The sequence below is a fragment of the Pseudoalteromonas sp. P1-30 genome (assembly GCF_001400005.1).
In the GTDB taxonomy this organism is placed as follows: domain Bacteria; phylum Pseudomonadota; class Gammaproteobacteria; order Enterobacterales; family Alteromonadaceae; genus Pseudoalteromonas; species Pseudoalteromonas atlantica.
The window spans coordinates 21,228-37,568 of the sequence record NZ_LKBC01000005.1 but is presented as its reverse complement, the minus strand read 5'-3'; the positions used below and the strand labels follow the sequence as shown (position 1 = coordinate 37,568).

The following is a 16,341-nucleotide window of genomic DNA, read 5'->3' as shown; positions in this document are numbered from 1 at the left end:
TCCTCTAAAACGGAAATAACGAGCTACTAAAGAAACGTGTTAACCACCCTGGGCTTTGCGCTTCTTGTGTTTGTCCTTTACCTGAATATTGAATTCGGGCATTGGCAATTCTATTCGACTCAACCGTGTTATCGGCGCTTACATCTTGCGGACGTACAAGGCCTTCGAGCCTAATAAACTCTTCGCCGGTGTTAAGTGTTAGCCATTTTTCACCACGAATAACTAAGTTACCATTGGGTAAAACACGCATAACATTCACCGAGATGTCGCCCACTAAGCTGTTTGACTGATTTGATTTAGAGTCACCGGTAAATGATGAATCACTACCAATGCCAAACTGAATACTGTCGCCACCTATATTGACTGGTAAACCACCTAACCCAATAACGGGGTCTAGGCTGGCTTCGGTTTCTTTATCGGTTTCGGTTTTAGCGGCTTTTGTAGCTTGTGTTGACTCTTCAAGCTTAACGGTAATTATATCGCCGGTTCTAAGTGCTTTTTTGTCTGAATACAAATCATTAAATGTATTGGTGTTAAACAACGAACCCGTTGCAACAACAGGCTCTGCTACAGGCTCTGGGTACATGGGTGCGTAGTAGGGGTCATCTTGAACCACTTCACTATTTTGCGTAGAAACACAGCCACTTAAAAATAAGGTGCCTGCTGCAAATAAAATAACATTACGCATAACTATCCCCTTGTGCACGGTTATAACTGTTGATTGATGTAGCTCATCATTTCGTCAACGGCCGAGATTACTTTTGAGTTCATTTCGTAAACACGTTGAGTTTCGATAAGGTTTACCAATTCTTCCGTTACATTAACGTTTGATGTTTCAAGTGAGCCTTGAATAATAGTACCTAAGCCTTCTACGCCTGGATTACCTTGAACAGGCGCACCACTAACAGCGGTTTCGGTGTAAAGGTTTTGACCAATTGGCTCAAGACCCGATGGATTAATAAAGTCACTAATTGTTAGCTGGCCAATTACCACGTTATCGGCTTGCCCTGCAACGCGTACAGATACTTCACCATCTTGAGAGACTGTAATTGATTGCGCATCATCGGGTACATTCATTTCGGGCTGAACAACAAAACCTGCACCTGAGGTAACAATGCGGCCGTCTTCATCGGTAGTAAATTGCCCATTACGCGAATACGCTATATTGCCATCGGGTTGCAGCACTTCAAAAAAGCCTTCGCCTGAAATCATCCAATCGAGTGAGTTTTCGGTGGTGAGCATATTACCTTGCGTAAACTCTTTTTGGTTAGCAACCACTTTTGCACCCGCACCTAGCATTAGGCCAGATGGCAGCTCGGTATCTTGTGAAGAGCGCCCGCCAGGCTGGTTGATGTTTTGATACAGTAAATCTTCAAAAATAGCGCGGCTCTTTTTGTAACCTACGGTACTGGCATTCGCCAAATTATTTGAAATAACTGAAATATCAGTTTGTTGAGCGTCTAGCCCTGTTTTACTTATCCACAATGCAGGATTCATAAGTATGCCCTCATTTTAAAGTTAAACTATGCGCATCAACTGATCTTGACGTTCGTCAATCTCTTCAGCTGTTTTCATTAGTTTTACTTGTAACTCAAATTGACGTTGGTGGTTGATCATATCGACCATTTCGTGAACTGGATTAACGTTAGACATTTCCAGTGCACCACTTAATACTTTTACATTTGCAGAGGTATCGACGGTTTGCCCAGGTACAGGTCTAAATAAACCATCGTTGCCTTTTTCAAGCTCTCTGCTGTTTCCTTCAACAACGCGCAGCGTGTCTACTTCTTCTAAAAAATTGGCTGGTGCCCCTTGCGGGCGAACCTGTATGGCACCATCTTCACTAAAGCTTATTTTTTCTATAGGAACCGGTAAAATTACGGGGCCACCTTCGCCAATAACTTGACGACCATGGCTCGTTACTAACATACCTTGTGCAGTAATGTTTAGCGTGCCTACTTTTGTATAGGCTTCGTTTCCTGAGTCATCTTGAACGGCAAGCCAGGCGTTATCGCTCATGGCAATATCTAAATCACGACCTGTTTCGATTATGCCGCCAGAGGTCATGTTAGAACCTGGTCGCTCTTGCATTGAAAACACGCGCGTTGGTAAGCCCTCGCCAAATGCTTGCATAGAGCGCGCTTGCGCAAAGTCAGCTTTAAAACCTGTGGTGTTTGCGTTTGCCAAATTATTGGCTTTAAGTGCAAGCCCTTGTAGGCTTTGCTTAGCGCCAGAGGCTGCAATGTAGACCATTTTGTCCATAACATCGACTCACATAAAAAATCTCTGAGTTGATAAATGCAAAATAGATGCCAGATTAAATTTGACGCAATATAAGGAAGGTATTGAACGGTTCAGCTACGCTAGTTTCAGCTACATAGCTACAAAAAAGGCTGCAAAAATGCAGCCTTAAAATCTTAACCAAAAATAAGGTTAACTTATCGAATCTGCAAAATACTTTGCTGAATTGTTGAGTTAACTTCGAGCGCTCTTGAGTTCGCTTGGTAGTTACGTTGAGCGGTAATCAAATCAACTAATTCGTTTGTTAAGTTAGTATTTGATTGCTCAAGCGCGGATGAATTAATACTACCAAAAGTGCCCGAGCCTGCTTCACCGGCCACTGGCTCACCAGAGTCAATGCTTTGCTTCCAGCTGGTATCGCCTACTTGCGAAAGGCCTTGAGAGTTTGGAAAGCGAACCATAGCAACTTGGCCTAAGTAGGTTGAATCGCCATTGCTGTATGAGGCAACAATTTTACCGTCTGTGCCAATATCAATACCCGCTAAACGACCCACTGTAGAACCATCTTGGTCAAGTGCTTTTACTTCAAAGCCACTTGAGTACTGAGTTGGAATACGGCCAGCTGTGTTGTTTTCATCACGCCAGTTTAGCTCAATACCTGTACTTGGGAATGTTGCGCCGTTATCAAGCATTGACGATAAACCAGTACCTGCACCTGCCGGTAAATTAATTTCATCAAACGTGGTGGTGTTAGTATTTGCTACACCATCTGTTGTGGCGGGTAAACCGCTAGAATCAAAACCAAGTGTGGTAATAGGTGTATATGGTGTAGTTGTTTGCTCTGCACCAGATGTACCGTCTACCACTTTACCATCAAGCGTAGCGTATACCTCCCAGCTATTGTCTGTACCACCTGCAGCTGCATCTTCTTCTTTTACAAAAAAGTATTGCAGAATATGTGGTTCACCTAATGAGTCGTAAACAGTAGTAGACGTCGACGAATTATAGGTACCGTTCGATGTCGGATCAAAATCGAGGCCTGTTGCATCAGCTGTTGCATCTAAGTTGAACGATAAAAATACGTTTTCGGTTGCGCGAGGCGAACCAGATGAATCAGGAATTTGAATTGGGTTAGTTGTACTTAGACTTACCGATGTGGTGTCCCCACTTGATGCATCAACCGGAAAAGCTTGTAAGTAATTACCTTTGGCGTCAACCATAAAGTTATCTTGGTTAAGCTTAAATGCACCTGCACGAGTATAGGTTAAATCTTGCGACGAAATATCATCAGTCATTGCAAAATACCCTTCGCCGGTAATCGCTAAATCTAACGAGTTGTTAGTAAATTGCAGTGAGCCTTGATGAAATTGCTGTGCAACCATGGTTGTTTGCACACCATCACCATTTTTGGTTTTACCTGCACTAAACACAGATGCAGCATATACATCAGCAAATTCAGCCCGCGATTCTTTAAAACCAGTGGTATTTACGTTAGCAATATTATTTGCTGTTACGTCTAAGTCTTTTTGAGCGGCAGCTAGGCCTGTAAGTGCGATATTAAAGCTCATAATTCACCTCTAACTTTTAATCTAATAGCCTGCTAGCAGGCGAAATACTTTTTAATTGGTTATGCGATCTCTGCGACATCAGTCAACCTAACCGCACCCTCTTTAGTGTTAATAATAATGCCACTAGAGCCATTGATATTAACGCTTTCAATGTTTTTGAATGTTGCCACCGGTAAGCTTGAAAACTCGCCGTTGGTACTGCCCTCTGCAGTAATGGTGTATTCGCCCTCTGGTAGGCGCTCACCGGATTCATTATTACCATCCCAGCTAAAGCGCACTGCACCCGCTGCTTGCGAACCCATATCGATAGTTCTAACCAGTTGCCCAGAAGCATCTGTGACTTTAATTGTTAAATTATCAACGGCTTCTTCAGCAACCGCAGACCCTTTTGCCTCTCCGCTTTCGCCAAGCTCAAGCGTATTAGATTCTAAAAGCGCTTGCTTACCAACCAGCGTTGATGCTTGTAAGGCAGAGTTTGAGGTCATTGACGAGGCAAGTGATTCAAAATTTGTGTTTAAATCTGTGATGCCTTGCGCCATGGTAAAATTAGTCATTTGCGCAATCATCTGATCGTTATCAGCCGGATTACTCGGATCTTGATACGATAGCTGCTGAGTTAGCAACGAGAAAAAATCTTCCTGCGTTAATGCATCGCTCTCTTCAGTGGTTGTCGCTACTTGGGTCTCTTGCCAAGTTATAGAGTCCAAAAAAGATGAACTAGTACTAATATCGTTACTCATAACCTACCCTCGGTTATCGCTGCCCAAGTAACAGCGTTTTGCTTAACATTTGCTTAGCTGCATCGGCAACTTGCACGTTTGTTTGATAAGAGCGAGAAGCAGAGATCATATTTGCCATCTCCTCAACAACATTAACGTTGGGTTTATAGATATAGCCATTTTCATCCGCACTTGGGTGATTAGGGTTATATTCAATTTGTAGTGGTTTGTTACTCTCAACAATTCCCAGCACTTTAACACCAACAGCGGAGCCCTGAGGGTTGCTGGCTGAGGCAGACGCTTTCGTCAGCTCGGCAGCAAATACAGGTTGGCGTGCTCGGTAAGTTTTGTCTTGGGATGAACTAATTGTATTAGCATTCGAAATATTACTCGCGGTGGTATTTAAGCGAACATTTTGTGCACTCATACCACTGCCTGAAATATCAAAAACGTTATATAAACTCATAATTATTATCCTTGACTACCGAGCGCTTTATTCAGGCCCTTAAATTTACTACTTAAAAATTGCAGGCTTGCCTGATACTCCATCGCATTCTGTGTATACAAGTTTCGTTCCACCTGTATATCAACTGAGTTACCATCGCCTGTATCTCCTTGATTTGGAGTGCGAAATAATTCAGAACCACCTACACTTCGAGTACCGCCTGCGATGTGTTTTTCATTGGTAGTAACCATGCTATTGCCGCTTTGCTGAGTTGACCTTGCCGCTTTTAATGCTGAGGCAAAGTCGATATCTTTTGCTTTATAGCCAGGCGTATCAGCATTCGCTATATTTGTGGCAAGTACTTCTGCCCGCTGTGAGCGGATCAACATTGCATGCGGGTGCACACCTAATGCTTTATCAAAACTGATAGCCATAACGTTCTCCAAAAAATTGACTTGCTTAAGTTAAAGCAATTTATAAGCCAGTAGTTTTTAGTTACGTTATTTTTTTATAGAGGGTTGTTATTAAATAAAAAAACGACGCTAAGAACGTCGTTTTTTAATAACAAAGTGATAGGATTATTTTTTTTGGTAGATGATTCCAGGGTTACAACGAACCATATCAAACTCATTACTTAAGCCCGTCATCGACTCCGACGCACCTAAAAATAAATACCCTTTTGGGTTTAGTGCTTGGGCAAACTGACCAATTATTTTTGCTTTAACCTCTGGTGAAAAATATATAAGGACATTGCGGCAAAAAATAATATCAAACTTCCCCATTAAGGCGTAAGAATCAAGCAAGTTTAAATGTCTAAAGCTCACCTGTTTTCTGACTGAGTCGACAACTTTTGCCATGCCGTTGCCGCTATCCATAAAGTACTTTTTACGGCGCTCTGCAGATAGGCCTCGCGCTAATGCCAGCGCGTCATATTCGGCGTTTTTACACATATCCAGCATTGTGTTAGAAATATCAGTACCAATAATTTGTGCCCCCATACGCAACACGCCCGGTTGCTTGGCCTGAAACTCAGCAACAGACATGGCAATAGAGTATGGTTCTTGGCCTGAAGAGCTGGCCGCTGACCAAATTTTTAATGGTCGGCGGGCGTCTTTAAACTCTGGAAACAGTTTATTTTTTAAAAGCTCAAATGGGTATTGATCCCTAAACCACAAGGTTTCGTTAGTGGTCATGGCATCAACTACAGCGGCTCTAAGTTGCCGCTCATGAGGGCCAAGCGTTTTACTCACTAATTGTGATAAAGATTCAACATTAAAACGAGCCATAAGCGGCGCAAGCCTACTTTTTACTAAATACTGCTTGTTTTCGCCTAGCACAATACCACATTGCTGCTCTAAAAATGAGCGAAACTGATCGTAGTCACTTTGCTGCAAATCTTTATTATTCAAATTAATAACACCTATTGTTGTTTAGTCGCAATGAACCCATTTTTTAACTGCTGTTGCCAATTCATCAGGGTTAAATTTTGCTATAAAGTCATCCGCGCCTACTTTTTCGATCATCGCCTGATTAAACACCCCACTCAAAGAAGTGTGTAAAATAACATGTAGAGGCGCTAATTTTGGATCTGCTTTAATTTCTGCTGTTAATGTATAGCCGTCCATTTCAGGCATTTCAACATCAGAGATAAGTAAACCTACGCGCTCAGTAATATCATTTTTACAATCAAGCTCGGCTATTTCTTTAAGCCTAACTAAAGCCTCTTTACCATTTTTTGCAAGCTCAGTTTGCACGCCAAGTGGCTCAAGTGCTCTTTTTACTTGGTTACGTGCAACAGCTGAATCGTCGGCAATAAATACAATGCGCTCGCCTAAGTCTTTTTGTATTGCACTATCGGCGGCAAGGTCGGCGCTAACTTCGGTATTTACTGGACAAATTTCGTTTAAGATTTTTTCTACATCGAGAATTTCGACTAGTTCGTTTTCAATCTCGGTAACGGCAGTTAAATAAGAGTAACGCCCTGCTCCCGACGGAGGTGGCATTATTTTTTCCCAGTTCATATTAACGATTCGCTCAACGCCACCAACTAAGAAGCCCTGCACTGAACGATTGTATTCTGCAATTATTATGAAGCTGTCTTTAACATTTTCAATAGGTCGGCCGCCTACGGCCATTGATAAGTCGATAACTGAAATAGTTTGACCACGAATATGCGCCACACCCCGAATGTATGCATTTGATTTAGGCATACTCGTTAAAGGAGGACATTGTAGTACTTCTCTTACTTTAAATACATTGATCCCAAAACGCTGACGCCCTCTGAGCTTAAATAATAGTAATTCTAGGCGGTTCTGCCCAACCAACTGGGTGCGTTGGTTTACTGAGTCTAAAATGCCTGCCATTCAAATCTCCTAAAGAAAACAAATAATGCGGAACGATAATTGCTTTCTGTTTATAAAGCTACATAACATCGCGGGAGCGTCTACTTTTTGACGCAAAATATTTATACCCTGTTTGAAACCATAAGCATAGTCGAAACATTATGAGTTTGTTAAAAAAAGTCAGAAGATACAGTGTTTTTTATTTTCTTGCTAGCCTCTGCTTAGCAACACCTTTGCATGCAAAAGTGTTTAGTAAAGATTTATTACAAGAAATAGCAATTTCTCATATTGCAGAGCAAGTTACCGTTCCACTTGAAAAAAATGTGGAGATTACCGCGCTTGCCCTCGATAGCCGTATTCCTGATAGGGTATGCGAAAACGAGCCAGAATTAGTCGTGCCAAATGAGCCGCCATTTACACGCCAGGTGACTGTACAAATAAAATGTAACGATGCGCAAAGCTGGACTCAATATGTCCATGTAAGAATCGTTAAAATGGCGCCCGTTGTGGTTGCCACGGCAAATCTAGCCCGTGGTGAAGTTATTACTAAGTCTCATTTAAGCGTACAAATGAAGCCTTCGCAGTTTGTTAGGGTACAATATTTAGATAACCCTTTAATGCTTATTGGCAGCCGCAGTAAGCGAAATATAAGAAGCGGTATGCCGGTTTTGCTCAACCAAATTTGTATGGTTTGCAAAGGCGACGCTGTTAATATTTATGCGAGTATTAAAGGACTTAGAATAAAAACTACGGGGATAGCACTTGAAGATGGCACCCTTGGTGAGCAAGTACAGATCAAGAATAAAAAATCCGGTAAAATTTTGAATGCACGCGTAGATGGTGTAGAGTCTGTACAAGTTAATATTTAATTTCGATTTATACTAAAGTATCCTATGTATATGCCGATAACTTGGCATAAGTTGGGTAATATACAGGTTTATTATTATGGTTAATCAAGTTAATGGCAGTAATCAACAAGCTAATGCGCTTACAAACGCTAAACAGCAACAAGTTGATATTAAAAAAGATAACGCTGCAAGTACACAAACAACACAGACTCCTTCGCCTAAAGCGGCGAGCGATTCAGTGAGCCTGACGCCACAAGCACAGCAGTTAAAAACACTGCAAGATAAAGCACAGCAATCATCTGGCTTTGATAGTGAAAAGGTCGCTGAGCTTAAAAAAGCGATTACCGAAGGTAAATACCAAATTGATGCTGAAAAGCTGACTAAAAACTTAGCTGATTTTGAGTTTAACGTATATGGCTGATCACAATAGTTTAATTAGCGTTAAATTAAATGAACAAGTTAAATGCTTGGATTCATTATATGCGTTATTAAACGAAGAGCTTAGTATTATTGCCTCTCGTAGAGGTGAAGGTTTAAAAGAACTTGCCCAACAAAAAATGTCTTTTTTAACTAAGCTTACGCAGCTCGATAAAGAGTTGAATAAACTTTTTGCTGCAAATGATGAAAATGCCCCTGAAGTGACTGAACGAGTAGCGCAAGTTAAAGCGCAGTTAGCGCAGTGCCAAAAACAAAATAAAGTAAACTCACATGCTGCCCGCCAAGCACACTTAAGTGTAAAACAATTAAAAGATATTTTAATTGGCGCCCCAACTAGTATGACTTACGACCAAGGCGGTAGTGTGGTTAATACCGACAGCAAGCTGGTTCGTAACCTAAAAGCTTAACTGCTTTTATATATCCTAATTTATTAAAAAAGCCCTTATTGAAGTCTCAATAAGGGCTTTTTTAGGTTTACTACTTAGCACAAAATAATAACCACACTTTTGATTAAGTGAGTTTTAGAAACCCACTTCAGTTATTTAACTGAAGTGGGTTACTGATTTAAATATCTGTTTGGTTATTACCATTTTCAATTAAGTGTTTAATCATTTCCTCTGATTGATTTTGAACATCAACTGCTGGCGCAGCTTCATCGGTACTTCCGCCACTTTGTGCAGGGCTATAAGCAATTGCAGAGCCTTCATCGTCAATCACAGTATTAAGAGCAACGAGTTGCTCGGTGTCTTCGTCAATAATTACATCATTGATATTAAGGGGCTCTGTAGAGCTCATTGACACCGTTTGCTCTGTACTCGATAAAGCACTTACATTACTTAAATTAACCGTTTCTCCTAAAGCATCGCTGGTTACTGCTGCATTTGGTATATTGGCGCCTAATGCTGCTTCTTCGCTAAACGGCTCAGCGGCTCCTTCTAAGCCAAATGTTGTATCGGTGGCACTTGCACTGCTTCCTGCGCTAGCAAGTTGTGGGTCGTTTCCTTGGTCAATAATATTGTCATTAATATCCTTAATTAAATAATTACCGGCTTCATCAACTGTGATAAAGCGATAATCAGACCAAGAACCTAAATCAAGAACTGATAATAATGAACTCCAATTTCCATTCTCATCAGGTTGAATTTCCATAGCGCTTTCTAGCACATTTAAGTTTAGGTTTAACACCTCAAGGCCAAGTAAGTTTGCTCCTACAACATATACACTATTTCCTTCTTCTACTGTGCCTTCTGCAGTTAAACCTATTCCTAGTAAGCCCCAGTAATAGTTAGACACTTCGAAGTCTACCGGCGTTGAGTCAATCACTAACCCAGATAAGCTTCCACTTGAAGTAACATTTCCAGATTCATCAGTAGCGGTAGCCGTTACAGTGTATGCTCCATCGAGTAAAGCATTGTCTGGTGATACGCTCCATACACCTGTCTCACCCGCTGTTGTATCCTTGGTTACAACAGTACCGCTTTCATCTATAAAGCTTACGGTAATATCTTCATTTGCTCCTGCGGTACCGGTGATCTTAGGTGTGCTATCGGCTGTTAATTCTAAACCAGAGTTAATTACTATGCCTGAATCAACTATGCTGCTTATAGATTGCTCGCCAATATTACCTGCATTATCAAGTACGCTTACATCAACACTGTAATTCCCTTCGCTAAGAGGCTGCGAAGCTGTAACACTCCACGATCCATCTGTGTTTACTGTTGTTGAAACATTGTGTGTTTCACCTAGTGCGTCAGTAAACATCACCATAACTGCAGCTCCCGCAAAACTTCCGGTTACCGAGCCTGTAATAGTCGGTGTGGTATCTTGGCCTACTGCAATAGGGTCTATAAATACAATAGGTGCTGTGTAATCAGTACTTGAAACCATGGTATCGCTTGATGAGTTTCCTGCAGCATCACTCACTGTTGCAGTAGCACTAAAACCGCCTTCACTAAGCGGCGTAACAGCTGTGACTGACCAAGTTCCGTTACCTGCCACTTGCGCAGTTAATGTTTGCGAATCACTATTAGCATCAGTAAGTACTACGCTTATGGTTGTACCTGCCGGAGCATCACTTGTACCTGAGATGATTGGCAGTGAGTTATTCGTAACTGCAAGTTCATTAATTTCAATTGTAGGCGGAGTTAAGTCAACTATGCCATTAAGACTTGTAGAGCTTGTAAGGTTTAAGTTTTCGACTGTTGCATCAACCGTAAATGCACCTTCAGCTAATGGAGTGGTCGGTATTAATGTCCATACACCAGCAATAGCTTGAGTGTTATAGGTTGTTGCATTACCACTGCTATCTGTAATAACAACTTCTACATTACCGTTTAGTACATCGGTAGTACCACTAATAGTTGGGGTTGTATCGCTTGTATCTATTATTGGGTTAATTAATAGACTCGGTAAAGTGGTGCTCACAACGCCCGTTTGCGTCACCGTTGCTATATTGCCTGCGTTATCAATACTAATAGCCTCGACGGTTAAATCGCCCTCAGCAAGTAAAGGTGCAACAACAAGCCACGTGCCATCTCCTAATACTGTTGTAGTAACTTCATAAAGTGTGTTTGCAGAGTCGGTAATATTAACCGTGATTAAGCTACCGGTTTCTTCGTCACTGGTGCCAGTAATAGTAGGCGTTAATGTATTAAGTACACCAAAGGCGTCTATTTCTAACGATGGCGGTATGGTATCAATCGTCACTTGCTCAGTAGCAGACTGGCCTAGATTACCCGCAGCATCAGTAATACTTGCGAATACACTATATATACCATCAGGTAGGCTAGTGGTTACTAATGACCACGTGCCATCGCTACCAACAAGGGCATCAAATACTGTTGCGTTGCCGTTAATATCTATCACAGTTACATCAATGTCTGTGCCTTGAGCTTCTTCAGAAGTACCAGAAATAGTTAGAATGTCAGTATTGCTGATGCTCAACGGTAAAATATCTACCACAGGCACTAACGTATCAACAACAAACTCGAGCGTTTGTGTTACTACATTGCCGGCATCATCAGTGATACTCACGTTGGCAACATGCTGCCCTTCAGTCAGCGCATCAACCTCCAGTGAAAATAGCCCTGCTGCATTCACTGTTGTTGTAAGTACTGAACCTCCGTCCAGCTGAATCTCTACCACTCCATTAATTAAATCACTGCTCCCTTGAATAATTGGAGTAGAATCTGACGTTGTACCAATCACTTGCAAATTAAGCGTTGGCGAGATGGTATCTACTACACTGCTTAGCAGCTGTGTAGCTGTGATCCCGACTTCACTTAATACATTTACAGTTACAGTAAACACGCCCTCAGCAAGTGATTGAGGAACCTGTACAGTCCATGAATTATCTGCCTGCACTATAGCAACCAAATCTTGTGCTATGTTATCGCTATCTACCACTCTCACTAGCACTTCGGTGCCTGGGGCTTGGTCGGTCGTACCGCTAATTACTGGTAAATCACCCTCGCCAGCTACAAAGTCAACCACCGCATTAAGTAACGGCGTTGAAGCATCTACATCTGCCGTCGTTATAGTGGTGGTGTTACCCGCTTCATCAGTTGCGGAGGCTTCAACAACTGATAAGCCAATAATATTAACCGCTAGGCCTAATAACTCCCAATCTCCATTGGCATCGGTGGTTACATCGTAAGTTAAGTTAGCCAAATCACCTGCTAATTCTAAATTAACGGTGACTGTTTTACCTTCACCTAAATCGGAAGTACCAGATAAAGATACTAGCTGCCCTAATACGAACGAAGGCACAATAGTAAGCTCTGGCCCTACTGTATCTACTTCGCCACCTGTTTTACTATCAACAGAGGTATTTCCCGCGCTATCAGTAATCGTTGCCGAAACACTGTAAACCCCCTCTGCTAATACGTTGTCTGCAGCGGCTTGCCAGTCTCCATTAGCATCCGTTTGTACGGTAATTTGATGCGATGCGCCAGCTGAGTCAGTAAACGTAACGAAAACGTTTGTATTTGGCTCGTTTGATGTGCCACTAATTAATGGCGTGCTGTCTTGGGTAAGTATTAATGAACTTTGATCAATACTAATTTCTGGCGCAATTGTATCAATATTTGCGTTAGTGATATTGCTGCCTGTATTTCCGGCATTATCAGTAATAAATACTTCTACTGAATATGCCCCTTGCGAAAGACTATTGCTTGCTTCTACTGACCAAGTTCCACCGGCTTGCACCGTTGTATTGACTGTATGCGCATTACCTTGGAAGTCGGTAAATACCACAGCAACCACATCTCCTACGGCTGCACCTGTTACACTGCCAGAAACGCTAGGTGTTAAATCTGTACTACCTACAATATTGTTAATGCTAACCACTGGTGCGGTTATATCAACCACACCGGTAGTGCTAGTATTTACAGGGTTGCCCGCGGTATCACTTGTTGATGCAGTAACAGTATACGTGCCTTCGCTAAGCGATAAAGGAGCTGCAACTGACCATGTGCCATTTGCACCTACTGTGGCATTAACTGTTTGCTCTGCGCCTAAGCTATCTGTAATCAAAATAGCGACTATGGCGCCCTGTGGGGCTGTACTTGTACCTGAAATTGTAGGCGTTGTATCATTACTCGTTAGTAGCGGTGTAATATTCAATTCTGGGGCTGTTAAATCTATCAGCCCTGTATCTGTTGCACTGCTGGTTAAGCCACCTTCAGTCACACTGGCTGAAACAGTAAACGTGCCCTCAGGAAGGATATTTGTCGCATCTACACTCCATGTATTATCAGTTACAGTTGTTGTAACCGTGTGCGAGACATTATTAACATCGGTAATAGTAACCGTAACTAGCGTACCATTTGCAGCACTACTCGACCCAGAAAGCGTAGGTGTTTGATCGTTTGTATCAACAATAGTGTTTATATTAATGGTAGGTGCATTAGTATTAAGCGTGGCAGTAGCATTTGCTTCACTACTGTTACCTGCAGTATCAGTAATGCTTGCTGAAACTGTCACTTGTCCATCAGTTAATGGCGTGGTTACATCAACACTCCAGGCCCCGCCTGCCCCCACAGTCGTTGTGTAGGTATCAGTGCTATCACCATCAGTAATTGTGACATTAATTGTAGTACCTTCAACCTCATTAGATGTACCTGAAATAGTAGGCGTGCTGCTATTAATTGTACCTAATGCGTCAATGGTAATGGTTGGTGCTTGAGTATCAACAAGCCCTGTTCCAGTCGCTGAGCCTGTATTATTAGCATCGTCGGTAATACTAACAACAACACTGTAATTTCCTTCAGGTAAATTAGGCGCTGTTGTTTGCCAATTACCATTTGCATCAACCGTAGCGGCTAACGTATGCGTATCACCATTACTATCTGTAATAACAATATCTACATTTGTGCCAGTAGGTTCACCAGATGTACCACTAATAACTGGCGTATCTGTGTTAAATACGGTTATGTCGTCCAATGCGACTATTGGTATCTGAGTATCAATTGTTAAGTCGATTGTTGTGTTAGTGATATTATTGGCGTCGTCAGCAACATTAATTTGCGCCGTATAGTTACCATCGGTGAGTGCAGTTGGTATCTCTACCTGCCAATTTCCATCAGCATCGACTACCGCAAAAAAGGTTTGGCCATCAATGCTAATTATTACATCAGCACCTATGGCATCACTGGTGCCTGATAGGGTTGGCGTTGTATCTGCTGTCGTGTCGATAGGATTAACGCTAAGAGTAGGTGCTATGCTGTCTATTTCACCTTGTGCTTGCTCAGTGGTTAAATTACCCACATCGTCTCTTACCTCTGCGGTAACAGTGTATTGCCCTTGTGCTAACTCGGTTGGCACTTCAACAGACCAACTTCCATTAGCTTGAACTATGGCCGTAAACTGCTGGCTTTGACCTGCACTATCTACGACGGTTAGTTCTACCTCGGTTCCTTGAACCATATCAGTAACACCAGAGATCACAGGCGTTGCATCGTTCGATAAGGCATCAACAGTCACAGTGAGCGCAGGTGCTTCATTATCAAAATTAAGTGAGTTGACGCTCGCAACATTACCGGCTGCATCACTTGCAGTTGCAGTAACATACGCAAGACTAAGCAAAGGTACTGTTATGTTGGCAAGTCCCCATGTGCCATCAGCATTCGTGGTAGCAGTGTACGTTGCGCCCACTAAACCACCGACTAAATACTCGGTAATTGTGATCACTGACCCTTCTGGTAAATCAGAATCCCCAGAAAGAGAGACTAAATTGCCTAGGGCAAACGAAGGAATGATCTCTAAAGTCGGTGGAGTTACATCCACTTCGCCCGTATCACTGCCTGTGCCAGTGTTGCCTGCTGCATCGGTAATGCTCGCACTCACACTGTAGCTCCCTTCGGCTAAATCAGTCGCTGAGGTGGCACTCCAATTACCATTGGCATCGGTTTGTACATCAATAGTTTGTACGGCATTGGCTGCATCGGTAAAGGTTACCGTGACGGTGCTGTTTGGTGCATCACTGGTGCCCGTAACTGTTGGTGTGCTGTCGTTGGTGAGCGCTGGTGCATCTACACTCACACTTGGTGCGGTGGTATCGATGTTACCGGTGCCGGTGATATCAGTGCTGTTACCCGCCGCATCACTAATAGTCGCTTCAATGCTGTAAGGGCCTTCAGCCAATGCGTTTGGCACTTCGACTGAGAAGTTGCCGCTCGCATCCACAGTCGTCGTAAAGGTTTGCTCTGCCCCTAAATCATCGATAACCGTAAAGGTGATCACGGTGCCTTCAACCGCATCACTGGTGCCGCTTAGGGTTGGTGTGACATCGTTACTTGAACCTGGGCTAGTTAAATCAAGTGTTGGCGCAATGGTATCAACCTCCCCTGCGCCTGTGGCGGTCGCTGTGTTACCCGCTGCATCGCTTACGCTTGCACTTACGGTATAACTGCCTTCAGCAACTACTTGTGAGGCAGCCACACTCCACGTGCCATTAGCTCCTAGGGTCGTTGTAACCGTATGGGTCATATTATTACTATCGGTGATCTCTACAGTTACGGTGCTGCCTTGCGGTGCATTCGCGGTGCCGGTGATCGTTGGGGTTGTATCATTGGTAACAACTAACTCATTCACTTCAATCGCAGGCATAGTGGTGTCAATAATACCGGTTTCTGTGGCGCTGCCGATATTACCCAGACCATCGTCTACCTCCGCGGTCACTGTGTATTCACCTTCAGCTAGTTCACTCGGTGCATCAACGCTCCATACGCCACCGGTTACTGTGGTGGTTGTGGTGGTTTCAGCGCCTGAACTGTCTACAAACGTTAAGCTAATGGTGGTGCCATCGGCTGCATCACTTGTCCCATTAATGGTTGGCGTGGTGTCGTTGGTATCAACCAAGGTATTAATGCTAATGCTTGGCGCGGTGGTGTTCAGCGTGGCTGTTTCACTAACTGTGGTGGTGTTACCGGCGTTGTCGCTCACGCTGGCTTCAATGGTGAGCTCACCATCAACCAGTGCATTTGGTACATCGGCTGACCAGCTGCCACCCGCTTGGACTGTGGCTGTAAAGGTTTCGGTGGTAATGCCATCGCTAACGCTGATGCTAATCACCGTGCCGGCTGGTGCATTCGTGGTACCACTAATGGTTGGCGTGCTGTCGTTGGTAGCGCCTACAGTGTCGAGTGTCAGTGTCGGGGCAAGGCTATCAAGGGTGCCCGATTGCGTAGCGCCGCCTGTATTGCCCGCCGCATCCGTAATGCTGGCTTGTACACTGTAGCT

General features: G+C 43.1%; 13 protein-coding genes. 3 read left to right on the top strand and 10 right to left on the bottom strand.

The window, feature by feature from the left end:
- Positions 1-4: 4 nt before the first annotated feature.
- The 9 genes from flgH to AN395_RS10485 all read right to left on the bottom strand — a co-directional run bounded on the left by flgH (position 5) and on the right by AN395_RS10485 (position 7,336).
- Positions 5-688, bottom strand: a complete 684-nt coding sequence (flgH, locus tag AN395_RS10525; protein ID WP_004588021.1) for a flagellar basal body L-ring protein FlgH — start codon at positions 686-688, stop codon at positions 5-7.
- A gap of 20 nt (positions 689-708) precedes the next feature.
- Positions 709-1,497: a flagellar basal-body rod protein FlgG gene (gene flgG / locus AN395_RS10520; protein ID WP_004588020.1), complete on the bottom strand. Its 789-nt coding sequence runs from the start codon at positions 1,495-1,497 to the stop codon at positions 709-711.
- A gap of 21 nt (positions 1,498-1,518) precedes the next feature.
- Positions 1,519-2,262, bottom strand: coding sequence for a flagellar basal body rod protein FlgF (locus AN395_RS10515; protein ID WP_004588019.1), 744 nt, complete (start codon positions 2,260-2,262; stop codon positions 1,519-1,521).
- Positions 2,263-2,438: 176 nt separating this feature from the next.
- The gene (flgE, locus tag AN395_RS10510) at positions 2,439-3,809 is read right to left on the bottom strand and encodes a flagellar hook protein FlgE (RefSeq protein ID WP_054982972.1); all 1,371 of its coding nucleotides are present in this window, start codon (positions 3,807-3,809) and stop codon (positions 2,439-2,441) included.
- Between the two features lie 59 nt (positions 3,810-3,868).
- Positions 3,869-4,549 (bottom strand): flagellar hook assembly protein FlgD, encoded by a 681-nt coding sequence (locus AN395_RS10505; RefSeq protein ID WP_004588017.1) that lies wholly within the window; start codon positions 4,547-4,549, stop codon positions 3,869-3,871.
- 13 nt (positions 4,550-4,562) lie between these two features.
- Positions 4,563-4,994, bottom strand: a complete 432-nt coding sequence (gene flgC, locus AN395_RS10500; protein WP_004588016.1) for a flagellar basal body rod protein FlgC — start codon at positions 4,992-4,994, stop codon at positions 4,563-4,565.
- 5 nt (positions 4,995-4,999) lie between these two features.
- A complete protein-coding gene (gene flgB / locus AN395_RS10495; RefSeq protein WP_029773927.1) occupies positions 5,000-5,407 on the bottom strand; it encodes a flagellar basal body rod protein FlgB in 408 nt (135 codons plus the stop codon).
- 144 nt (positions 5,408-5,551) lie between these two features.
- Positions 5,552-6,382 (bottom strand): protein-glutamate O-methyltransferase CheR, encoded by an 831-nt coding sequence (locus tag AN395_RS10490; protein WP_004588014.1) that lies wholly within the window; start codon positions 6,380-6,382, stop codon positions 5,552-5,554.
- Positions 6,383-6,403: 21 nt separating this feature from the next.
- Positions 6,404-7,336, bottom strand: coding sequence for a chemotaxis protein CheV (locus AN395_RS10485; protein ID WP_004588013.1), 933 nt, complete (start codon positions 7,334-7,336; stop codon positions 6,404-6,406).
- A 140-nt stretch (positions 7,337-7,476) separates the two neighbouring features.
- On the opposite strand from AN395_RS10485, the gene flgA reads away from it, so the two are divergent.
- From flgA to flgN, 3 genes are all read left to right on the top strand, one after another.
- Entirely contained in the window at positions 7,477-8,184 is a 708-nt protein-coding gene (gene flgA, locus AN395_RS10480) for a flagellar basal body P-ring formation chaperone FlgA (RefSeq protein ID WP_054982971.1), read from the top strand.
- Positions 8,185-8,260: 76 nt separating this feature from the next.
- A complete protein-coding gene (gene flgM, locus AN395_RS10475; protein ID WP_004588011.1) occupies positions 8,261-8,584 on the top strand; it encodes a flagellar biosynthesis anti-sigma factor FlgM in 324 nt (107 codons plus the stop codon).
- Complete coding sequence (gene flgN, locus AN395_RS10470) at positions 8,577-9,008, top strand: flagellar protein FlgN (protein WP_054982970.1); 432 nt, start codon at positions 8,577-8,579, stop codon at positions 9,006-9,008. The genes flgM and flgN overlap by 8 nt, the downstream gene beginning before the upstream one ends.
- Before the next feature lie 157 nt (positions 9,009-9,165).
- Here the strand turns inward: flgN and AN395_RS10465 are convergent.
- On the bottom strand, positions 9,166-16,341 hold a 7,176-nt coding region (locus AN395_RS10465; RefSeq protein ID WP_200910447.1), incomplete at its 5' end, for an Ig-like domain-containing protein.